Origin of the sequence: Pseudonocardia lutea (assembly GCF_042658055.1) — a bacterium.
Lineage (GTDB): Bacteria > Actinomycetota > Actinomycetes > Mycobacteriales > Pseudonocardiaceae > Pseudonocardia > Pseudonocardia lutea.
This window is the reverse complement of the sequence record NZ_JBHSQK010000012.1, coordinates 58,726-79,411: the sequence shown is the minus strand read 5'-3', so window position 1 is coordinate 79,411 and position 20,686 is coordinate 58,726. Positions and strand designations below refer to the sequence as shown.

At 74.3% G+C, this 20,686-nt stretch carries 19 protein-coding genes; 4 read left to right on the top strand and 15 right to left on the bottom strand.

Annotated elements, in window-relative coordinates:
- Nucleotides 1–5 precede the first annotated feature (5 nt).
- Complete coding sequence (locus ACFQH9_RS07960) at nucleotides 6–530, bottom strand: GNAT family N-acetyltransferase (RefSeq protein ID WP_379565263.1); 525 nt, start codon at nucleotides 528–530, stop codon at nucleotides 6–8.
- Nucleotides 523–2,469 carry a TIGR03960 family B12-binding radical SAM protein gene (locus ACFQH9_RS07955; protein ID WP_379565305.1) on the bottom strand — a complete coding sequence of 649 codons (1,947 nt, stop codon included), beginning with the start codon at nucleotides 2,467–2,469 and terminating at the stop codon, nucleotides 523–525. The genes ACFQH9_RS07960 and ACFQH9_RS07955 overlap by 8 nt, the downstream gene beginning before the upstream one ends.
- 126 nt (nucleotides 2,470–2,595) lie before the next feature.
- Between ACFQH9_RS07955 and ACFQH9_RS07950 the strand changes: the two genes are divergently transcribed.
- Together ACFQH9_RS07950 and ACFQH9_RS07945 are read left to right on the top strand one after the other, a co-directional pair.
- Complete coding sequence (locus ACFQH9_RS07950) at nucleotides 2,596–3,429, top strand: class I SAM-dependent methyltransferase (RefSeq protein WP_379565262.1); 834 nt, start codon at nucleotides 2,596–2,598, stop codon at nucleotides 3,427–3,429.
- 81 nt (nucleotides 3,430–3,510) lie between these two features.
- Entirely contained in the window at nucleotides 3,511–5,109 is a 1,599-nt protein-coding gene (locus ACFQH9_RS07945; RefSeq protein WP_379565261.1) for a hypothetical protein, read from the top strand.
- 932 nt (nucleotides 5,110–6,041) lie between these two features.
- On the opposite strand, the gene dapA is transcribed toward ACFQH9_RS07945, so the two are convergent.
- The 10 genes from dapA to ACFQH9_RS07895 form a co-directional block, all read right to left on the bottom strand.
- The gene (gene dapA, locus ACFQH9_RS07940) at nucleotides 6,042–6,920 is read right to left on the bottom strand and encodes a 4-hydroxy-tetrahydrodipicolinate synthase (protein ID WP_379565260.1); all 879 of its coding nucleotides are present in this window, start codon (nucleotides 6,918–6,920) and stop codon (nucleotides 6,042–6,044) included.
- 852 nt (nucleotides 6,921–7,772) lie between these two features.
- Nucleotides 7,773–8,603: an ABC transporter permease gene (locus tag ACFQH9_RS07935; protein WP_379565259.1), complete on the bottom strand. Its 831-nt coding sequence runs from the start codon at nucleotides 8,601–8,603 to the stop codon at nucleotides 7,773–7,775.
- Nucleotides 8,600–9,439: an ABC transporter permease gene (locus ACFQH9_RS07930; RefSeq protein ID WP_379565258.1), complete on the bottom strand. Its 840-nt coding sequence runs from the start codon at nucleotides 9,437–9,439 to the stop codon at nucleotides 8,600–8,602. Before ACFQH9_RS07930 ends, ACFQH9_RS07935 begins: the two co-directional genes overlap by 4 nt.
- Nucleotides 9,439–10,371: an ABC transporter ATP-binding protein gene (locus ACFQH9_RS07925; protein WP_379565304.1), complete on the bottom strand. Its 933-nt coding sequence runs from the start codon at nucleotides 10,369–10,371 to the stop codon at nucleotides 9,439–9,441. Before ACFQH9_RS07925 ends, ACFQH9_RS07930 begins: the two co-directional genes overlap by 1 nt.
- A gap of 1 nt (nucleotide 10,372) precedes the next feature.
- On the bottom strand, nucleotides 10,373–10,861 hold the full coding sequence (locus ACFQH9_RS07920) for a GNAT family N-acetyltransferase (protein WP_379565257.1): 489 nt from the start codon (nucleotides 10,859–10,861) through the stop codon (nucleotides 10,373–10,375).
- 104 nt (nucleotides 10,862–10,965) lie between these two features.
- The gene (gene ndk, locus ACFQH9_RS07915) at nucleotides 10,966–11,376 is read right to left on the bottom strand and encodes a nucleoside-diphosphate kinase (RefSeq protein WP_379565256.1); all 411 of its coding nucleotides are present in this window, start codon (nucleotides 11,374–11,376) and stop codon (nucleotides 10,966–10,968) included.
- Nucleotides 11,377–11,531: 155 nt separating this feature from the next.
- Nucleotides 11,532–11,924: a DUF4233 domain-containing protein gene (locus ACFQH9_RS07910; RefSeq protein ID WP_379565255.1), complete on the bottom strand. Its 393-nt coding sequence runs from the start codon at nucleotides 11,922–11,924 to the stop codon at nucleotides 11,532–11,534.
- A gap of 40 nt (nucleotides 11,925–11,964) precedes the next feature.
- Nucleotides 11,965–13,458, bottom strand: a complete 1,494-nt coding sequence (folC, locus tag ACFQH9_RS07905; protein ID WP_379565254.1) for a bifunctional tetrahydrofolate synthase/dihydrofolate synthase — start codon at nucleotides 13,456–13,458, stop codon at nucleotides 11,965–11,967.
- Between the two features lie 34 nt (nucleotides 13,459–13,492).
- Nucleotides 13,493–16,159, bottom strand: a complete 2,667-nt coding sequence (locus ACFQH9_RS07900) for a valine--tRNA ligase (protein ID WP_379565253.1) — start codon at nucleotides 16,157–16,159, stop codon at nucleotides 13,493–13,495.
- Between the two features lie 78 nt (nucleotides 16,160–16,237).
- Nucleotides 16,238–16,939: a hypothetical protein gene (locus ACFQH9_RS07895; RefSeq protein WP_379565252.1), complete on the bottom strand. Its 702-nt coding sequence runs from the start codon at nucleotides 16,937–16,939 to the stop codon at nucleotides 16,238–16,240.
- Between the two features lie 114 nt (nucleotides 16,940–17,053).
- On the opposite strand from ACFQH9_RS07895, the gene ACFQH9_RS07890 reads away from it, so the two are divergent.
- Nucleotides 17,054–17,479, top strand: coding sequence for a PPOX class F420-dependent oxidoreductase (locus ACFQH9_RS07890; protein WP_379565251.1), 426 nt, complete (start codon nucleotides 17,054–17,056; stop codon nucleotides 17,477–17,479).
- Here the strand turns inward: ACFQH9_RS07890 and ACFQH9_RS07885 are convergent.
- From ACFQH9_RS07885 to ACFQH9_RS07875, 3 genes are all read right to left on the bottom strand, one after another.
- Entirely contained in the window at nucleotides 17,476–17,784 is a 309-nt protein-coding gene (locus ACFQH9_RS07885; protein WP_379565250.1) for a DUF6457 domain-containing protein, read from the bottom strand. The two genes, ACFQH9_RS07890 and ACFQH9_RS07885, sit on opposite strands and share 4 nt — an antisense overlap.
- A 65-nt stretch (nucleotides 17,785–17,849) precedes the next feature.
- A complete protein-coding gene (locus tag ACFQH9_RS07880) occupies nucleotides 17,850–17,987 on the bottom strand; it encodes an MFS transporter small subunit (protein WP_379565249.1) in 138 nt (45 codons plus the stop codon).
- Nucleotides 17,984–19,360 carry an OFA family MFS transporter gene (locus ACFQH9_RS07875; protein WP_379565248.1) on the bottom strand — a complete coding sequence of 459 codons (1,377 nt, stop codon included), beginning with the start codon at nucleotides 19,358–19,360 and terminating at the stop codon, nucleotides 17,984–17,986. The genes ACFQH9_RS07880 and ACFQH9_RS07875 overlap by 4 nt, the downstream gene beginning before the upstream one ends.
- 127 nt (nucleotides 19,361–19,487) lie before the next feature.
- On the opposite strand from ACFQH9_RS07875, the gene ACFQH9_RS07870 reads away from it, so the two are divergent.
- Complete coding sequence (locus ACFQH9_RS07870) at nucleotides 19,488–20,660, top strand: CaiB/BaiF CoA transferase family protein (protein ID WP_379565247.1); 1,173 nt, start codon at nucleotides 19,488–19,490, stop codon at nucleotides 20,658–20,660.
- Nucleotides 20,661–20,686: the final 26 nt, after the last annotated feature.

Sequence of the window (20,686 nt, the reverse complement as noted above, 5' to 3'; positions counted from 1 at the left end):
CCGGCCTACTCGGCTCCCGGCTCCAGGACCAGCAGGGTCTCGCCCGCCGGCCGGAAGCCCGCGCGGCGGTAGAAGGTCGTGCTGCGCGCGGTCGGGGCGAGGATCAGCCGCCGGTACCGGCGCTCGCGGGCGTGGTCGACGACGGCCTGCAGCAGCGCCCGCGGCACGCCGCGGTCGGCGAAGGCCTCGAGGACGAAGGCGTTGCCCACCTGCCCGACCTTCCCGGCGCGCGTCCCGGGCCGGGGCATCGGCACGATCTCGACGACGTTGATCGAACCGATCGGCGTCCAGCCGGCCCGGTCGCTGCCGATCTCGGCCAGCCAGAAGGTCCGCCGGGGCTGCTCGACGCGCGCCCACTGCGCGAACGCCGCCTCGAACGCCGCGTCGGCGACCGGCCGGCCGGCCCGCTCCTCGGTCCAGGCCCGGCGCAGCGCGGCGAGGGCCTCGACGTCCCGCTCGTCCGCCACACGGACGGTGATCTGCCGGGTGCCGGCCGACTGCGGGCCGGCCGGCTGCGGTTCCTCAGGCACCCAGCTCCCGTCCGACGGGGTTCACCACCGTCAGCGGGAGCAGCGTCGTGCCGCTCGGCCCGACCTCGATGTCCGCGCCCGTCGAGGGGCACACGCCGCAGTCGAAGCAGGGGGTCCAGCGGCAGTCGTCCTGCTCCTGCTCGGACAGCGCGTCCTGCCAGTCCTGCCACAGCCAGTCCCGCTCCAGCCCGGAGTCGAGGTGGTCCCAGGGCAGGATCTCGTCCTCGCCGCGCTCGCGGGTGGTGAACCACTCCAGCGAGACGCCCAGCGGCTCCAGCTCGCGCTTCGCGGCGGTGACCCAGCGGTCGTAGGAGAAGTGCTCCGACCAGCCGTCGAACCGGCCGCCCTCGCGCCACACCCGCTCGATCACCGCACCGACCCGGCGGTCGCCCCGGGCGAGCAGGCCCTCGATCAGCGAGGGCTGCCCGTCGTGGTAGCGCATGCCGATGTTGCGGCCCAGCTTCTTGTTGCTGTTCACGGCCTCGCGGAGCTTGCGCAGCCGGGCGTCGACGACGTCGGGGTGCGCCTGCGCCGCCCACTGGAACGGGGTGTGGGGCTTCGGGACGAACCCGCCGATCGAGATCGTGCACCGCACGTCGTTGCGGCCCGAGGCCTTGCGCCCGGCCTCGATGACCCGGTGCGCCATGCCCGCGATCTCGAGGACGTCCTCGTCCTCCTCGGTGGGCAGCCCGCACATGAAATAGAGCTTGACCTGCCGCCAGCCCTGCGCGAACGCCTCGGAGACGGTGCGGATGAGGTCCTCCTCCGACACCATCTTGTTGATCACCTTGCGGATCCGCTCGGACCCGCCCTCGGGCGCGAACGTGAGCCCGGAGCGGCGGCCGTTGCGGCTGATCTCGTTGGCCAGGTCGATGTTGAAGGCGTCGACCCGGGTGGAGGGCAGCGACAGCGAGGTGTTGGTGCCCTCGTAGCGGTCGGCCAGCCCCTTGGTGATGTCGGCGATCTCGGAGTGGTCGGCGCTGGACAGCGAGAGCAGCCCGACCTCGTCGAACCCGGAGGCCCGCACGGCCCGGTCGACCATCGCGCCGATCCCCTGCAGCGACCGCTCGCGCACCGGGCGGGTGATCATGCCCGCCTGGCAGAACCGGCAGCCGCGGGTGCAGCCGCGGAAGATCTCCACGCTGGCCCGCTCGTGCACGGTCTCGGCCAGCGGGACGAGCGGGGCCTTGGGGTAGGGCCACTCGTCGAGATCGCTGGTGGTGCGCTTCTGGACCGTCGCCGGGACGCGCGGGTCGAGCGGCTCGACGGCGGCGATCCCCCCGTCGGCGTAGGTGACCTCGTAGAGCGAGGGGACGTAGCAGCCGTCGGTGTTCGCCAGGCGCAGCAGCAGCTCGCGGCGGCCTCCCGGGCGTCCCTCGGCCTTCCACGCCTTGACGACGTCGGTGATCTCGCCGACCACCTCCTCGCCGTCCCCCAGCGCCGCGACGTCGACGAAGTCGGCGATCGGCTCCGGGTTGAAGGCGGCGTGCCCGCCCGCGACGACGACCGGATGGCTCTCGTCGCGGTCGACGGCGTGCAGCGGGATCCCGGCGAGGTCGAGCGTGGTCAGCAGGTTCGTGTAGCCGAGCTCGGTGGAGAAGCTGACGCCGAGCAGGTCGAATGCACCCACCGGGCGGTGGGTGTCGACCGTGAAGGCCGGGACCCGGTGCTCGCGCATCAGCTCCTCGAGGTCCGGCCAGACCGCGTAGCAGCGCTCGGCGAGGGCGTCGGCGCGCTCGTTGAGGACCTCGTAGAGGATCATGACGCCCTGGTTGGGCAGGCCGACCTCGTACGCGTCCGGGTAGAGCAGCGCCCACCGGACGTCGGCGGACTCCCACGGCTTGGTCTGCGCGTTCAGCTCGCCGCCGACGTACTGCACGGGCTTGGACACCCGCGGCAGCAGCGGTTCGAGGGCAGGGAAGACGGAGTCTGACAGCACAGCGCTCACGCGGACCCAGGGTAGCCCCGCACCGATTCCTCCTCGGCACACGGTTCTGCACACGCCGCCCCGGCACGCTCCACATGACCGGCACCACCCCGGGCACACGATCCGCGAGGAGACGCGATGAGCACCCCGACCACCGACCCGACCACCGACCCGATCCGCACCATCGGCCCCAAGCACCGCGCGCTGTGGGCCTCCGGCGACTACGGCACGGTCGCCTCCGACCTGATCCCCGGCCTCGGCGCGGTCCTGGTCGAGGCCGCCGGCGTCCGGCCCGGGCAGCGCGTGCTCGACGTCGGGGCGGGCACCGGCAACGCCTCGATCCCGGCCGCGGCCGCGGGTGCCGAGGTCGTCGCCTCCGACCTGACGCCCGAGCTGCTCGACCAGGGCCGGCTGATCGCCCGCTCCCGCGGCCTGGACCTCGAGTGGGTCGAGGCGGACGCCCAGCAGCTGCCCTTCGAGACCGGCGAGTTCGACGTCGTGGTCTCCTGCGTGGGCGCCATGTTCGCGCCCTTCCACGAGCGCGCCGCGGCCGAGATGCTGCGCGTCTGCCGGACGGGCGGCACGATCGGGATGATCAACTGGACGCCGGAGGGCTTCGTGGGGCAGCTCTTCGCCACGATGAAGCCCTTCGCCCCGCCGCCCCCGCCGGGCGCGAGGCCCGCCCCGCTGTGGGGCAGCGAGGAGCACGTCCGCGAGCTGTTCGGCGCGGGCGTCCGGAACCTCCGCTGCGAGAAGCGCACCTACACCCTCGACGTGACCGACTCCCCGCGGGACTTCCGCGAGTGGTGGAAGCGCACCTACGGCCCGACCCTCGCCGTGTACATGAACGTCGCCGACGACGCCGGACGCACCGCCGAGCTCGACGCGGCCTTCCTCGACTTCCTCACCCGCACCCGGACCGGCGGCGTATGGGAGTCGGAGTACCTGCTCGTCACGGCCGAGCGGGCCTGAGAATCCGGCCGAACGGGCGAGCCCGGACGTATCGGGCGGTGCCATCCTGGCCTCCTTCCCAACGGACGGGGGGGGCCACGGATGGAGCCGGACGGGACGGAACGGGGGGTCGGCGGCGGGCTGCGGCCCGCCGTCGTCGTCCGGCTGCTCGGGCCGCCGCGCGTCGAGACCCGGGGTTCCCGCCCTCCCGTCCCTCGGGGACGCAAGCCGTGGGCGCTGCTCGCGCTGCTGCTGACCTCGACCGGGCCGGTGCCGCGCGGACGCGTCCAGGAGCTGCTCTTCCCCGACGCCGAGGACCCGCAGGCCGCGCTGCGCTGGACGCTCAGCCAGGTGCGCCGCGCCGTGGGGGACGCGGTGCGGATCGAGGGCGACCCGCTGGCCTGCGAGATCGCCGAGAGCGTCCGGGTCGACGTGGTCGATGTCCTCGCGGGCCGCGCCCCCGCCGGCTGGCCCCTCGCCGAGGCCACCCTGCCGCTGCTGGAGTGCGCCGAGCCCGACGTGCCGGAGTTCGCCGCGTGGCTGCACGGCCGGCGGCACGCCGTGAGGCAGGCCGGGGCGCGGCTGCAGCGGCGGCACCGGCCCCGCACCCACTCCCCCGCCAGCCGGTCGGCGGTGCGCGAGCTCGTCCGCATCGGCGAGCAGGTGATGGACTCGGGGGCGGCGCGCGACGGGACCGGGATCCTCGCCGGCGCCGTCCGGCGGGCCCGCGAGCTGGGCGACGAGGTCGTGCTCGCCGAGGCCCTCGCGCACTACGGGCGCGGGTACGTGCACGCCGTGGCCAGCACCGGCCCGGGCGTCGCGGCGGCGCTGCGCGAGGCGTCCCGGCTCGCGACGCGCGAGGGGCTGGCCGAGGTCGCCGCGCTCGCCCGCCGCGAGCTGGGCTTCGTGGCCACGGCGACCGGCGATCCCACCACGGCCCTGCGGATGCTGGAGAGGGCCGACGCGGCCGCCGGCGAGCGGCCGGAGCAGCGGGCCGGCGTGGCACACGTCCGCGGGTTCGCGCTGATCGACACCGGCCTGTCGGAGTGGGCGGTGCGCGAGCTCGACGCCGCGGTCGCGCTCGCCGAGGGCGCGGACCGGCCGCGCGCCTTCACCGCCGCCGTCGCGATGCGGGCCCGCGCCCGGTTGCAGCGCGGCGAGGACGAGGCCGCCGCCGCGGACGTCGCCGAGGCCCGGCGGATGGCCGCCGACCTGCAGTGGACGTCGATGCGGCCGTGGATCGACGTGCTCCACGGCGAGGTCCTGCTCCGCGATGGCCGCGCGACGGAGGCCGAGGCCGTGCTCGCCGACGCCAACACCCTCGCCGAGGTCCTCGACGACGCCTGCTGGATCGCGCTGACCAGCCGGGGCCTCGCGCTCGCCCGCGCCCGGCTCGGCAACCCGGCGGGCACCGTCACGGCGCTCGACGGCGCCTGCGCCACCCTCGTCGCCGACGCCGACGTGTGCTGCTGGATCGAGCTGCACCTGCGGGACACCCTCTGCGGGCTCACCGCGGACCTCGACCGGGACGCCGCACTCCGCCAGGCCGCCACCCTCGCCCGACGCGCCGAGCACACGGGCCTGACCGAGTACGCGGTCCGCGCCGCCCGGCACCGCGCGCGCCTCGGCGACCCCGACGCCGCCGCGGACGCCCGCGCCCGGTCCCTGCCCCACGACAACCCCGCCCTCCTCCGAACATGACGCCCGCGGTCGAGACCGGCGGCGGAGCTCGGGATGAGCGAACGGCACCCTCGGGTGGTAGGTGTGAGCGAAGGTGCACTCGTGCAACGGGGCTCGCACGGACGGCACCGGCGTGAAGGTGTGAGCGAACGGCACTGTCGGGCAGTGGGTGTGAGCGAGGGTGCCGGTCGCTGCTCCGTGGGGAGAGCGGAAACAGGCACGAGGGCGCCCGAGAAGTGCCGGTACACCCGCTGGTGCCCCGACACATCCGCTACGGCCCGACAGACCCTGCGGCGCGACACTTTGTTGCTGCGGACCGTCCGGACATCCGCTTCGGCCCGGCACACTCGCTGGGGCTCGACACACCCACTACGGCCCGACGTCCCCTGCGGCGCGACACCCCGCGGCGCCCGGTCACCCGATCCGACGCGGGACACCTGGTCCGGCCTGGGACACCCGCTCTGGCGCGGGGACCCCCGCTGCTGCGCGACACACCTGCTCCTGCGCGGCCCCACACCCGACGCGTCAGTCCCACACCCCGTCGACTGGATGTGGCGCGCCTCGACGGGTGTGCGACTCCGTCAGGGCACGCGGTCGGCGGTTGTCTCCCCCGCCCGCGACCCTCCCGGTCCGCCCACGGAGTGACCGTCGCCCGAGTTGCCGGACCAGGTGCACGGGCGCGCTCCCCCACCCTCCCGAGCGCGCCACACCCGGTCGACGAGGTGTGCGACGCACCTGCCGGATGTACCGCCGAGCGCGAGCGGATGTGGCGCGACCGGACGGATGTGCCAGCGCTCGATGTGCGCCCGTCCCGCGACCGCCCGCCGTTGTGACCCTGCGGGTGAATCGCCCGGTCGCGACGGGCGTGCGGGTCACCGGCGCCGCGACGGATGTGCGGCTGGCCCTCGGCAGCCGTGCTGGTCCGAGGGCGCTGCCGGACCGAGGGGCCCGCCTCAGTCGAGGAGGCCGGCGGTGCGGAGGGCGGCGCGGACGTCCTCGTGGTGCCACTCGTCGAGCGGGACCAGCGGGAGCCGGATGCCGCCCGGCATCAACCCCATCTCGGCCAGCGCCCACTTCACCGGGATCGGGTTCGGCTCGGCGAACAGGGCGCGGTGCAGGGGGGCGAGGTCCGCGTCGATGCCCGCCGCCTCCTCGCCGTCGCCGGAGATGGCCGCCTTGCACATCCGCGCCATGGCCTCGGGCGCGACGTTCGCGGTGACCGAGATGTCGCCGTGGAAGCCGGCGAGCATGCTGGCGCGGGCGGTGGCGTCGTCCCCGGAGTAGAGCGCGAAGTCCTCCAGCCCGAGCGCGACCAGGTCGCGGATGCGGTCCAGGTCGCCCTTGGCCTCCTTGAGCCCGACGATGTTCGGCACCTCGGCGAGCCGCTCGACGGTCGAGGGCAGCATGTCGCAGGCCGTGCGGCCCGGGACGTTGTAGAGGTACTGCGGGATGTCGACGGCCTCGGCGACCTTCTTGAAGTGCCGGTACAGGCCCTCCTGCGGAGGCTTGTTGTAGTACGGCGTGACGAGCAGGGCGCCGTCGGCCCCCGCGGCCGCCGCGGACTTCGTCAGGTGGATGGCCTCGTCGGTGTTGTTCGCGCCGGTCCCGGCGATGACCGGGACCCGCCCGGAGACGACGTCGATCGTGCGGCGGATGACGTCCGTGTGCTCCTCGACCGACAGCGTGGAGGACTCGCCGGTCGTGCCCACGGACACGATCGCCGCGGTCCCGGCCAGCACCTGCCGCTCGACGAGCCGCTCCAGCGCCTCGTGGTCGATCGAGCCGTCCTCCCGCATCGGGGTGACGAGCGCGACGAGACTTCCGGTGATCATGACTCATGCCCTTCGTGACGCGAACGCGACGGCGACGGTAGCAAGCGCCGACGACGCGGGCCCAGGGCGTTCCGACCCGTGTGACCAGGGCCCCGCGACCGGTGCCACGACCGGGCTGCCGGCCGTGGCTGCGTCGTGGCTGCGGTCGTGGCTGCGGTCGTGGCTGCGGTCGTGGCTGCGGTCGTGGCACAGACGCGACCGAGCTGCGCCGGGGGTGGCGGGGTGGTGCTGGCCCCACCCCGGGGCGGGGGTGGACGCACGCGGGGACGGGGGCTCGCACGGGCGACCGCGAACCCCGTCGCTCCCTACCGTTCCGGGGCAGCGTCCCGGGTCGACGAAGGAGCCGCGATGAGTCCGGTGCCCTCCCCGGTCCCACCGGTCCGCCGGCGGCCGCGTCCCGTGCCCGTCGAGCTGCCGCGCCTGTTCGAGGCCGGCACGGTGGCGGCCCTGCTCGCGGTCGCCGCGCTGGGGCTGCGGTGGTGGGGCTCGCCCCTCCACGAGGTACCGGTCACGCAGGTCGCCGAGTGGCACGTGCGGACGCTGCTGGGTCTCGGACGCGCCGGACGGGTACCGGTCCTGCTCCTGCTGGTGCTCGCCCTCCTCGCCGCGGTCACGGCCGGCCTCGCCCGCTCGGGGCGGATGCCCTGCTGGCCGCACCGCCTGACGCTGACGGCCGCGGGGGCCGCGACGGTGCTCGCCGCGGCGCAGACCCTGACGCACTGCCCGGTCGCACCCGGCGCGTGGCTCACCGGGCTGCTGGGCCTGGTGACGCTGGCCGGAGCCGCGGTGCCCCGGTCGACGCCGGGGCCGGAGCCACGACCCGGGCGACCGACTCCCGACCAGTGCGACCCTTCACCGCAGCAGGAGCGCCTCCAGCCGCCGCGCGGCGACGACCACCCCGACCGCCGCCATGATCACGAAGTAGGCGAGGTGGCCGAGCATGCCGAGGTGGACGGCGCCGGTGGTGAGCCCGCGCATCAGCTCCACGGCGTGGAACAGCGGCAGGCACTCCACGAGGAGCTGCAGCGGCCGCGGGTAGACCCCGAGCGGGTAGAAGGTCGTGGCGAACAGGAACATCGGCAGCACGGCCAGCGTGACCAGGTCGAAGTCCTGCCAGGAGCGCATGAACGAGGTCGCCGCCATGCCGATCGCGGCGAACGCGAACGCCACCAGCAGCGCGGCCGGCAGTGCCAGCAGCGCCCACGGCGAGGTGATCAGTCCGGCGACGGCCATGACCGACAGGAAGCCGGTGGCGTAGAGCCCGCCGCGGAGCAGCGCCCAACCGATCTCCCCGAGCGCGATGTCGACCGGACCGAGCGGGGTGGCCAGCATCGCGTCGTACAGCCGGTTGTACTTCAGCTTGAAGAAGACGTTGAAGGTCGCGTCGAACACCGCGCCGTTCATGGCCGACGCGGCCAACAGACCCGGAGCGATGAAGGCGGCGTAGGAGATCGGCCGCCCGTCCGGGCCGGGCAGCGCGCCGACCAGCGAGCCCAGCCCCGACCCCATCGCCAGCAGGTAGAACACCGGCTCGGCGAACCCGGACACGATCGCCGGCCAGGTGCGCCGCGCGGCCGTGGCGGAGCGCAGCAACAGGACCCGCGAACGGCCGGCGTAGCTCCCGCCGGGAACCAGCCGGGCCCACAGCGGTGCGGGCCGGGCGGCGGCCTCCAGCGCGGTCACGGCGCGAGTCTCCGGGTGAACAGCCGCACCGACAGCCAGGCGCCGACGGCGAGGAGGACCGACAGGTAGGCGAGGTGCCCGAGCAGGGCACCGGCCGTACCGGTCCCCAGCGCCGCGGCCCGGGCCAGCTCGGTGCCGTGCCACAACGGGGACACCCACGCCAGCGGCCGCACCCACCCGGGCAGCGCGGCGACGGGGAAGAACGTCCCGGAGAACAACGTCATCGGCAGCACGACGAACCGGAACAGGGCGTTGAAGGCCGCCCCCTCGTCCTCCCGGCTCGCCGAGAACGCCATCACCGGCGCCGCCACGGCGGCCCCCGTCAGCACGGCGGCGGCGAGCGAGCCCAGCACCCCGGGCGACGCGGCGCCGCCGAACAGTGCGATCAGCACGAGGTAGACCGCGCCGGTGAGGGTCATCTTCGCCGCGACCCACAGCAGGTGGCCGAGCGCGATCTGGGCGCCGGTCAAGGGCGTGGCCGCCATGCCCAGGTAGACGCGCTGCCACTTGAAACCGGACAGCACGGGGTAGGTCATCTCGAACGCCGCGCTCTGCACGGTGGACATCGCCAGCAGCGCGGGAGCCAACCAGACCAGGTAGGGCACCCCGCCCGTGGCCGCCTCCGCCCCGGGGCGGGTCGCGATGAGGCTGCCGAAACCCAGCCCGAACGCGAGCAGGAACAGCAACGGCTGCAGCACCGAGGACACCGCCGTGGCCCGCCAGTTGCGCCGGTACCAGCGCCAGAAGGACTCGACCACCAGCAGCAGCCCGTGCACCCGGCCCGGCGCCGCCGCCGGCCTGACCCGGGTGGTGGGCACCCGCTCCCCGACCGCCATCAGTCCACCAACGTCCGGCCGGTGAGCCGGAGGAACACGTCCTCCAGCGTGGAGCGCCGCACCAGCGCCGACAGCGGTCGCACCCCCGCGGTGTGCAGCGCGACCTGGGAGCGCTCCCCGTCGGCCGTGTAGAGCAGCACCCGGTCCGGGAGCTCCTCGACCCGCTCCGCGTACCGCTCCAGGTCCGCGGCGACCGGCCGCTGCTCCACGGCGAACCGCAGCTCCAGCACCTCGCGGGTGGACCACCGCTCGATGAGCTCCGCGGGCGAGCCCTCCGCCACGATCACCCCGCCGTCCATCACGACGAGCCGGTCGCACAGCTGCTCGGCCTCGTCCATGTAGTGCGTGGTGATGATCTGGGTGACGCCCTCGCGCTTGAGCTGGTACAGCCGCTCCCACAGCAGGTGGCGGGCCTGCGGGTCCAGCCCCGTGGTCGGCTCGTCGAGCAGGAGCAGCTCGGGGTCGTTGACCAGGGAGCGGGCGATGGTGAGCCGGCGCTTCATGCCGCCGGACAGCGGCTCCACCCGGTCCTCGGCCCGCTCGGTGAGCCGGGCGAACTCCAGCAGCTCCGCGGCCTTGGCCCGCACGTGCCGGCGGGACAGCCCGAAGTAGCGGCCGTAGATCTCCAGGTTCTCCCGGACCGACAGCTCGGTGTCGAGGTTGTCCAGCTGCGGGACGACGCCGAGCCGGGCCCGGATCCGCGGCCCCTCCCGGTCCGGGTCCAGGCCCAGGACCTGCAGCGACCCCGACGTGCGCGGCGAGACGCAGGCGATCATCCGCATGGTCGACGACTTGCCGGCGCCGTTGGGCCCCAGGAAGCCGAAGACCTCGCCCGGCGCCACGTCCACGTCGATCCCGCGGACGGCCTCGAACCCGCCGAAGCGCTTGCGCAGGTCCCGCGCCTGGACCAGTCCGTCCCCCACGCCGTGCACGCTAACGGGACGGCCCGACACTTTCTCGCCGATCCTGGACCCCGAGCTGGAACCAGTGCTCGTCGCGGACGTCGTCCGGCGCGAGCCGCAGCGCCCCGGGGAACCGGCCGACCTCGGTCCAGCTCCGCGCGGCGTACCAGGCCGGGAGCCCGGTGCCGCCGCGCGCCGAGAGGATCAGCTGCGCGAGCCCGAGCTCCGCCGCACGGTCGACGGCCGCCGCGAGCAACCGCCCGCCGAGGCCGCGCCCCTGCAGGTCCGGCAGCACCATCAGGCGGATCACCGTGGCCCGGTGCGCCACCACCGGACCGCGCCCCGGCTGCAGGAACACGGTGCCGACGAGCTCCGCCGCGCCGTCCGGCCCGGGCCGGTGCAGCGCGAGCAGGTGCAGGCAGCCGGCCCGGACCTCCGCCGCGGTGGCCTCGGCGAGGGCCCGGACCTCCGCCTCGGGGGCGTCGGGCGGGAAGCCGACCGCCCCGCCCGCGCGGGTCACGGCCGTCCACAGCGTGCCGAGCGCGGCCGCGTCGGGGTCGGTGTCCGGCCGGGGCCCGGAGAGCCCGGAGAGCCCGGGGAGCCCGGCCGACGCGCGCGGCCCGGTCAGAGGTTCGGGAACCAGAGCTTGATCTCGCGGGCCGCGGACTCGGACGAGTCCGAGCCGTGCACCAGGTTGGACTGGGTCTCGAGGCCGAGGTCGCCGCGGATGCTGCCCGGCGCGGCCTTCTCCACGGGGTCGGTGCCGCCGGCGATCTGCCGCCATGCGGCGACGGCGCGGGGGCCCTCGGCCACGGCGGCGACCACCGGGCCGGAGGTGATGAACTCGAGCAGCGACTCGAAGAAGGGCTTGCCGTCGTGCTCGGCGTAGTGCTGGCTCGCCAGCTCGCGGTCCACGGTCCGCAGCTCCAGCGCCACCAGCCGGAGGCCCTTGCGCTCGATGCGCGCCAGGCACTCCCCGACGAGGTTGCGGGCGACGCCGTCGGGCTTCACGAGGACCAGGGTGCGTTCAGTCACGCAGCGGAGCGTAGCGACGCCCTCCGGCCGGCCCTCACCGGCCCGTCAGGACGGCCGCGCCGAACGACACGGACGGTCAGCCCGGTCAGGTCGGCGCCGCCGCGACGACCGGCGCGAGGACGACGGCGGCGGGCACCAGGACCATCCGACGCCGGCTACTGCTGCTGGGACGGCAGCTCGCCGCGCGCCATCCGGCGGGCGACGTCCCGGCGCATCCACAGCACGGTGCCCCACACCAGGGCGAAGATCAGCCCCATGGCCAGCACGGAGACGTGGAAGATCCCGCTGATCAGCAGGCCCACCTGCAGGACCAGCGCGAACCCCAGTCCCCACGGCCGCCGCTGCAGCCCGGACGCGACGATCATCAGCAGCCCGAGCACCAGCACGACGGTGATCGCGACCGGGTTCAGGGCGCCCTGCGTGAACCGGGAGACGACCAGCAGCGCCAGCAGCACCACGATCGCCTCGAGCACCAGCAGGCCCGCGCACACGCCGCGGAAGCCCTTCATGGGGTCCGTGGCGGGCGGCCGCACCGGCTCCGTGCTCACGCCGGCACCCCGCCCCTCGTCCCGCCGATGGTCGCCGCGCTCACGCCGGCTCCTTCCCGAAGATCGACCGGGCTTCGCCGGCGGTCACCACCGACCCGGTGACGATCACCCCGACGCCCGAGTCCCCGGCCTCCTCGGCCAGCTCGACGCCCTGGTCGATCGCCGCCGCCAGCTGCGGCTCCACGCTCACCCGGTCCCGCCCGAACACCTCGACGGCCAGCGCCGCGAGCGCGTCCGGGTCCATCGCGCGCGGCGACGAGTTCATGGTCACCACGACCTCGTGCACCGCGGGCTCGAGCGCCTCCAGCAGGCCCTTCGCGTCCTTGTCCCGCATCACCCCGATCACCCCGACCAGGCGCGTGAACCGGAACTCGGACATCAGCGCGGCGGCCAGCGCGCGGGCGCCGTGCGGGTTGTGCGCGGCGTCGATCAGCACCGTCGGTCGGCCCGGCCCGCCCTGCATCGGCTCCAGGCGCCCCGGCGAGGTGACGGACGCGAACGCCGCGCGCACCGCCTCGGGATCCAGCGGCTGCTGCGGGCCCGCCCCGACCAGCGCCTCCGCGGCGGCCAGGGCGATCGCCGCGTTCGACGCCTGGTGCTCCCCGTGCAGCGGCAGGAAGATCTCGTCGTAGCGGCCGGACAGACCCTGCAGCTCCAGCCGCTGCCCGCCCACGGCCAGCTCGCGCTCGCGCACGCCGAACTCGGCGCCCTCGCGGGCCACCTGGGCCCCGACCTCGGCGCAACGCTCGATGAGCACCTCGGCCACGGCCTTGTCCTGCGCGGCGAGCACCGCGACGGAGCCGGGCTTGATGATCCCGGCCTTCTCCCGGGCGATCCCGAGGAGGTCCGTGCCCAGGTACTCCGCGTGGTCGAGCCCGACCGGGGTGACCACGGCGACCTTGGCGTCGACGACGTTGGTGGCGTCCCACCGGCCGCCCAGCCCGACCTCGACGATCCCGGCCTCGACCGGCGCGTCGGCGAACGCCGAGTACGCCATGGCCGTGAGCACCTCGAACTTGCTGAGCTTGATCTCGTTCTTCGCGTCGAGCAGGTCCACGAACGGTTCGACGTCCCGGTAGGCCTGCACGTACCGCGCCGGCGAGATCGGCCGGTTGTCCAGGTTGATCCGCTCCGTGGCGCGCTGCAGATGCGGGCTGGTGTACCGGCCGGTGCGCAGCCCGATCTCGGAGAGGATCGCGTCGACCATCCGGCTGGTCGAGGTCTTGCCGTTCGTGCCGGTCAGGTGCACCACCGGGTAGCCGGTCTGCGGGTCCCCGAGGACCTCGACCAACGTCCGGATCCGGTCCAGCGACGGCTCCATGACCGTCTCGGGCCAGCGCCGGTCCAGCTCGGCCTCGACCGCGAGGAACTCCGCGTACTCCGCGACCGTGGACTGGGCCGGCACCACGTCCGGGGTGTCGGATCCCCGGATCTGGTCCAGGACGTGGGAGATCACCGCGTCCTGGGCCTGCTCCTCCGGGGCGGGGACCTCGCCGGTGCCCTCGGGGCCCTCGGGCGGCTCCGGATCCGTCACGACCGCACCACCGCGCCCCTCCGCCGGTGCGAGCTCATGAGGCCGGCAGCCCCTCGAGCCGCGCGGTGACCCGCTCGATCTCGGCGACGGCGGCCTCCCGCCGGGCCCGGATCCCGTCGACGACCTGGGCCGGGGCCTTCTCGGTGAACTTGGGGTTCCCGAGCTTCTTCTCGGCCTGCTCCAGCTCCTTCTGCGCGGTCGCGAGGTCGCGCCCCAGGCGGGCCCGCTCGGCGGCGACGTCGATCGCCCCCGACGTGTCGAGCTCGACGTGGATCGTGCCCGCCGACGCACTCCCTGCCGCGGAGGCGGCATCGGGCAGGGCGCCCAGCGCGACCTCGACCGTGGCGGTCGGCGCGAAGTCCGCGCCGGGCGGGTCGAGGCGGGTGAGGAACCGCACGGCCTTCTCGTGCCCGGCCAGGCCCGCGACCTCCAGCCCGACCAGCGCCGCCGCGACGGACTTGCGGTCCGGCAGGCCCTGCTCGGTGCGGAACCGGCGGACCTCGGTGATCAGCTTCTGCAGCGCCTCGACCCGGGCGACGGCGGCGGGGTCGACCGGCAGCCCCGTCTCCTCCCCCGGCCAGGGCGCGGTCACGACCGTCTCGCCCCCGGTCAGCGCGGTCCACAGCGCCTCGGTGACGAACGGGACGATCGGGTGCAGCATCCGCAGCAGCGCGTCGAGCACGTGCCCGAGGACCGCGCGGGTGCCCTCCGTGGTGGCCGGGTCGTCGAGCTGGGGCTTGGCCAGCTCGAGGTACCAGTCGCACAGCTCGTCCCACGTGAAGTGGTAGAGGCCCTCGGTCGCCTTCGCGAACTGGAAGTCCTCCAGCAGCGCGTCCGTCTGCTCGCGGACCTCGCGCAGCCGGCCGAGGATCCAGCGGTCCGCGTCCGTGGGCTCGCCGGGCAGCGGCAGGGCCGGGTCGGCGCCGTTGGCCAGGGCGAACCGGACGGCGTTCCACAGCTTCGTGGTGAAGTTGCGGGAGCCCGCGACCCACTCGGTGGACAGCGACATGTCCGTGCCCGGGTTCGACCCGCGGGCGATGGTGAACCGCAGCGCGTCCGCCCCGTAGGCGTCGATCAGCTCGAGCGGGTCGATGACGTTGCCCTTGGACTTCGACATCTTCTTGCCGTGCTCGTCCCGGATGAGCCCGTGCAGGTAGACGTGCTCGAACGGCGAGCGGCCCATCGCGTAGGTGCCGAACATCATCATCCGGACGACCCAGAAGAACAGGATGTCGTAGCCGGTGACCAGGACGGAGTTCGGGTAGTACCGCTCCAGGTCCGGGGTCTCGTCCGGCCAGCCGAGCGTGGAGAACGGCCACAGGCCCGAGGAGAACCAGGTGTCCAGGACGTCCTCGTCCTGGTGCCAGCCCTCGCCGGTGGGCGGCTCCTCGTCCGGCCCGACGCAGACGGTCTGCCCCGCCGGCCCGTACCAGACCGGGATGCGGTGGCCCCACCACAGCTGCCGCGAGATGCACCAGTCGTGCATGTTGTCGACCCAGTCGAAGAACCGGGAGGCCATCTCCGGCGGGTGGATCTTCGTCTCGCCGGAGCGGACGGCGTCCCCCGAGGCCTCGGCCAGCGACCCGACCCGGACGAACCACTGCAGCGACAGCCGCGGCTCGATGGGGACGCCGGTGCGCGAGTCGTGCCCGACGCTGTGGACGTAGGGCCGCTTCTCGGCGACGATCCGGCCCTCGGCGCGCAGCTCCTCGGTGATCGCGCGGCGCGCCTCGAAACGGTCCAGCCCGTCGAACTTCGTGCCGGAGTTCGCGATGACCCCGGACTCGTCCATGATCGTGGGCATCGGCAGGTCGTGCCGACGGCCCATCTCGAAGTCGTTCGGGTCGTGCGCCGGGGTGATCTTGACCGCGCCGGAGCCGAACTCCGGGTCGACGTACGGGTCCGCGATGACCGGGATGTCCCGGCCGGTGACGGGCATGCGGACGGTCCGGCCGACGAGGTGGGCGTAGCGCTCGTCCGCGGGGTGGACCGCGACGGCGGTGTCGCCCAGCATCGTCTCGACGCGGGTGGTGGCGACGACGATCGAGTCCTCCCCGTCGCCGTAGCGCATCGAGACGAGCTCGCCCTCGACCTCCTTGTGGTCGACCTCGATGTCCGAGATCGCGCTCTGCAGCGCGGGCGACCAGTTGACCAGGCGCTCCGCCCGGTAGATCAGCCCCTCGTCGAACATCCGCTTGAAGACGGTCTGGACGGCCCGCGACAGGCCCTCGTCGAGGGTGAAGCGCTCGCGGGACCAGTCGACCCCGTCCCCGAGGCGCTTCATCTGGCCCAGGATCGCGCCGCCCGACTCCGCCTTCCACTCCCAGACGCGCCGGACGAACTCCTCGCGGCCCAGCTCGCGGCGGCCCGGTTCGCCGGCCTCGGCCAGCCGGCGCTCGACGACGCTCTGCGTGGCGATGCCCGCGTGGTCCATGCCGGGCAGCCACAGCGCGTCGTACCCCTGCATGCGGCGGCGCCGGGTCAGCACGTCGATCAGCGTGTGGTCCATGGCGTGCCCGAGGTGCAGGCTGCCCGTGACGTTCGGCGGCGGGATGACGATGCAGTACGGCGGCCTGCCCGACGCCGGGTCCGCCCCGAAGTACCCGCGGTCGACCCAGCGCTGGTACAGCACGCCTTCTACCTCCGCCGGGTTCCACTTCGGCGGGAGGGAGGCGGTGCGCGCTGGGAGGGTCTCGGTCACGCCGTCAAGTCTACGAGCCGGGTCCGACACGTTTCCGCGGGTGGGTCGCGGCCCGTCGCCGCCCCGGCACCGGGCGGATCAGCGGCCCCGCAGCGGCAGGAACACGACGTGCAGGTGGTCGAAACCGAGCACCGGGGCGAGCGCGCGGGCGCGGACGAGGCCGGGGTCGAGCGCGCGGACGGTGCCGCTCGACGGCTCGTAGACCCGCCACGTGCCGTCGTCGGCGATCCGCAGCGCGAGGCAGTAGTGCCGGGGCACGAGCGACCCGACGAGCAGCGGGACCGGGCGGCGCGCGGCGAGGGCGGCCTCGACCTCCCGGACCGCGGTGTCGACGTCGGCCGGGGAGGCGTCGTCGACGAACCGGACGCGGTAGCGGCCCGCGGCCGGGGCGTGGGTGTGCAGCCAGCGCAGGAAGCCCCACGGCGTGGTGCCCAGCGCCCGCGGCCAGAACCGGTTCGTCGCGGCGTGGATCTCCCGCTGCCGCTCGTCGAAGCGGGCCGCGAACCCGCGGACGACCCCGCCCGGTCCGGTCTCCCGCAGCTCGAGCCGCTCGAGCTCGCCGGGATCGGCCCAGGTGGTGAGCGCGAGGAGCACCGCGCTGCCGCAGGTGGTGCCGTCCACCTGGTCCAGCCGGGCGCCCGCGTGGCGCTGCTCCCCGAGCGCCTCGCCGATCAACGGCCGGCGCTCGCCGGACAGCACCTTCACCGCGGCGACGGGCACCGGTGCGGGGCGCGCGACGAGCCGCTGCGCCGCCCGCCCGATCGCCGACACCGTCCGCACGCGGCCACGGTAGCGGGGGGCGGAACGCACCGCCGCGCCCCGGCGGACGACCGGGAGCCGGCGGCCGCCACACCCCGCCCCGCGGGGCGCCGGGTCCCGATCTAGGTTGGCGGGATGAGCGCGGAGCTGACCCCGCAGATCGTCGAGTTCCTCGACCACGGGACGCGCACCGGGACACTGGCCTGGACCGCCGCGGACGGGCGTCCGCTCGCCGCGCCGGTGTGGTTCCTGGTGGAGGACGGCACCCTGGTCTTCACCACCGGCCGGGACACCGCGAAGGGCCGGGCATTCGCCCGCGAGCCCCGGGTGACCCTGGTCGTCGACCTCCCCGAGCCGCCGTACGCCTTCGTGCAGGTGCAGGGCGAGGCCGAGACGAGCGAGGACCCCGCCGAGCTGCTCCGGACCGCCACCGCGCTGGGCGGGCGCTACATGGGCGCCGACCGCGCGGAGGAGTTCGGGAAGCGCAACGGGGTCCCCGGGGAACTGCTGGTGCGGGTGCGCCCGACCAGGGTCGTGGCGCAGCTGGACGTGGCGGGCTAACCGCGGTTGTCGGGGTCGTTCGACGGCACGCCGCGCTCGGTGTCGGCGTTCCAGCCCTCGGCGAGGGCGGAGATCTTCTGGGCGTAGTCCGCGGCGGCGACCTGGGGCTCCTGCGCCCGGCCCGCCGCGACGCCGATCAGGAACGCCGTCACCGGCGCCGCCGGCCGGCTCACGGCGTGCGCCACGTCCGACGTCAGGTCAAGCACGGCGTTCACGCTCTTCTCGCTGTCCACCTGACCCTCGAGCCCCAGCTCCCGGGTCACGGCGGTGATCCACTCCGACATGGCCTTCGCGTCGTCACTCACGGCGGGAAGGTACCCGCGGGCACCCCGGGCGAATCCCGTACGAGCCGGGGCGCAGGCCGCCGGGGTCAGCCGGCGAACAGCGCGGGGACCTTGAGCAGCAGGGCGATCAGCCCGTAGAGGAAGGGCGCCGCGACCCAGACCCAGGCCAGGACGACGAGCGCGACGGGCGGGCGGCCCGTGCGGTCCGGGGTGTTCGTGGTCATGCCCGTGCCTCCTCGGTCCTCGGGGCCCGCCCCGGCTCGTGCCACTTCTCGTTCACCGGCCGCACCAGCTCGTTCGCGACGAAGCCGAGCACCAGCAGCACGATCATCACCAGGAACGCGGGCGTGTACTTCGAGGGTCCGGCGACGTCCGCCCGGGCGTCGGCGATCGCGTTGACGATGATCGGCCCGAGCACGCCCGCCGTGGACCAGGCCGTGAGCAGCCGGCCGTGGATCGCGCCGACCTGGTAGGTGCCGAACAGGTCCCGCAGGTAGGCCGGCACCGTGGCGAAGCCGGCGCCGTAGAAGGACAGGATCAGCATCGAGCAGATCAGGAAGACGGCCTTGTTGCCCTCGCCGATGAAGGTCAGCGCGAGGTAGAGCAGCGCGCCCAGGCCCAGGTACAGCCGGTAGATGTTCTTGCGGCCGATGAGGTCGGAGACCGTGGACCACACGAACCGGCCGAACATGTTGGCCAGCGACAGGATCGAGACGAAGGCGGTGGCCGCGGCCGTCAGGGTCTGCGCCGGCGAGGCGTCCCGGAAGAAGTCCTGGTAGATCGGGTTGGCCCGCTCGAGGATGCCGATGCCCGCGGTCACGTTGAAGCACAGCACGATCCACAGCAGCCAGAACTGCGGCGTCTTGATCGCGTTGGCGGCGGAGACGCTCGCGGTGCTGACCATCGACCGGGCCTTCTGCTGCGCGGGCTCCCACCCGGCGGGCCGCCAGTCCTCGGCCGGGACCCGGATCAGCATCCAGCCCATGGTCATGAAGACCGCGTAGACCACGCCGTGGATGAGGAACGCGAGCGCGATGCCGTCCGGGTCCGGGTCGTTGCCGGTGGCGCCGAACGCGGAGAGCATCGAGGCGGTCCACGGGTTGGCGATCAGCGCACCGCCGCCGAAGCCCATGATCGCGATGCCGGTGGAGAGGCCGGGTCGGTCGGGGAACCACTTGATCAGCGTGGACACCGGGGAGATGTAGCCGATGCCGAGGCCGATCCCGCCGATGCCGCCGTACCCCACGACGACCAGCCAGTACTGGCCGAGCCAGATGCCGAGGGCCGAGATCAGGAAGCCGGCCACGAAGCAGGCCGAGGCGACCGCCATGGCCCAGCGCGGGCCGTTGGAGTCGACCTTGGTACCGAACACGGCCGCCGAGATGCCGAGCATCACGATGCCGAGCGTGAAGGGCAGGGCGCTCAGCACGCCGCTGATGTCCAGGCCCTTCTCCAGGGCGCCCTTGAACGCGCTCCACGCGTAGACCTGGCCGATCGCGAGGTGGATCGACAGTGCCGCCGGGGGGACGAGCCAGCGGCTCCAGCCCGGCGGGGCGACGATGCGTTCCCGCGTGAGGAACCCCGGCGTTCCCGACATGCGACCACCTCCGTGCCTGTGCGGGCCGAACCGTATTTCGCGGTACTCGACGCGGCAATTCGTGGCATTCCCCCTCGGCGCGGCGGCCAACCGTCGGGCCCGTGCCCGGCTGTGGTGGAGTGGACGGGTGAGTGCGCCGCTGACCGGGATCCGTGTGGTGTCCTTCGACCACGCCGTGTCCGTGCCCTACGCCGGGCGGTTGCTCGCCGACCTCGGCGCCGACGTCGTCAAGGTCGAGCGGCCGGGCGGGGGCGACTTCGCCCGCGGCTACGACGCGGCCTGCGGCGAGGTCTCCTCCTACTTCGCCTGGATCAACCGCGGCAAGCGCTCGGTGGTGCTCGACCTCAAGTCCGCCGACGGGCTCGCCGCGGCACACCGGCTCGTCGACACCGCGGACGTCGTGCTCGCCAACCTCGGCCCCGGGGCCACGGCCCGGCTCGGGCTCGACGGCGACACCCTCCGCGGGCGACGGCCCTCGCTGATCACCTGCGAGCTGTCGGGATACGGCGAGGGCGGCCCCTCCGCAGGCCGCAAGGCCTACGACGCGCTCATCCAGTCCGAGGCGGGCCTGCTCGAGCTGACCGGCGACGGCGACGTGACCGCCCGGGCGGGCATCTCGGTCGCCGACATCGCGGCCGGGGTGCAGGTCCAGTCCGCGGTGCTGGCGGCGTTGTTCCACCGCGAGCGCACCGGCGAGGGCGCCACGCTGCGGATCTCGCTGCTCGAGGCGCTCACCGAGTGGATGCACCAGCCGATGCTGTACGCGCTCGGCACCGGCCGGGCCCCGGCCCGCTCCGGCGGGCACCACCCCTCGATCGCGCCCTACGGCCCCTTCCCGTGCGCCGACGGCGCGGTGCACCTGGCCGTGCAGAACGAGCGGGAGTGGCTGCGGCTCTGCACCACGGTGCTCGGCGACCCGGCCCTCGCGGTCGACGAGCGGTTCGCCTCGGTGCGCTCCCGGGTCGAGCACCGCGAGGAGCTGCACGCCCTGCTGCACGCGCGGTTCGCCGGGCTGACGCAGGAGCGGCTCGGCGCGCTGCTCGACGAGGCCGACATCGCCTGGTCCGCCGTCGGGCACGTCGCCGCGCTCCCCCGGCACCCGCAGCTGGTCGCCCGCGCACGGTTCGTCGGGGTGCCGGTGCCGGGCGGCGAGCGCGTGCCGATGGCGGTCCCGCCGGTCGACTCCAGCGCCTGGCCCCCGCCGCTCGACGCCGAGGTCCCCGCCCTGGGCGCCCACACCCGCGAGGTCCTGGCGGAGCTGGGCCACACCGCCGAGGAGATCGAGAAGCTCACCGGCTGAGGGCCCGAGAACGCCGAACGCCCCCC

Excerpts from the sequence above, each read along its gene's own strand:
- dapA (WP_379565260.1), bottom strand. The coding sequence starts at position 6,920 with ATGATCACCGGAAGTCTCGTCGCGCTCGTCACCCCGATGCGGGAGGAC.
- ACFQH9_RS07890 (WP_379565251.1), top strand. The coding sequence starts at position 17,054 with ATGAGCGCGGAGCTGACCCCGCAGATCGTCGAGTTCCTCGACCACGGG.
- ACFQH9_RS07930 (WP_379565258.1), bottom strand. The coding sequence starts at position 9,439 with ATGGCGGTCGGGGAGCGGGTGCCCACCACCCGGGTCAGGCCGGCGGCG.
- ACFQH9_RS07880 (WP_379565249.1), bottom strand. The coding sequence starts at position 17,987 with ATGACCACGAACACCCCGGACCGCACGGGCCGCCCGCCCGTCGCGCTC.
- ACFQH9_RS07875 (WP_379565248.1), bottom strand. The coding sequence starts at position 19,360 with ATGTCGGGAACGCCGGGGTTCCTCACGCGGGAACGCATCGTCGCCCCG.
- ACFQH9_RS07945 (WP_379565261.1), top strand. The coding sequence starts at position 3,511 with ATGGAGCCGGACGGGACGGAACGGGGGGTCGGCGGCGGGCTGCGGCCC.
- ACFQH9_RS07950 (WP_379565262.1), top strand. The coding sequence starts at position 2,596 with ATGAGCACCCCGACCACCGACCCGACCACCGACCCGATCCGCACCATC.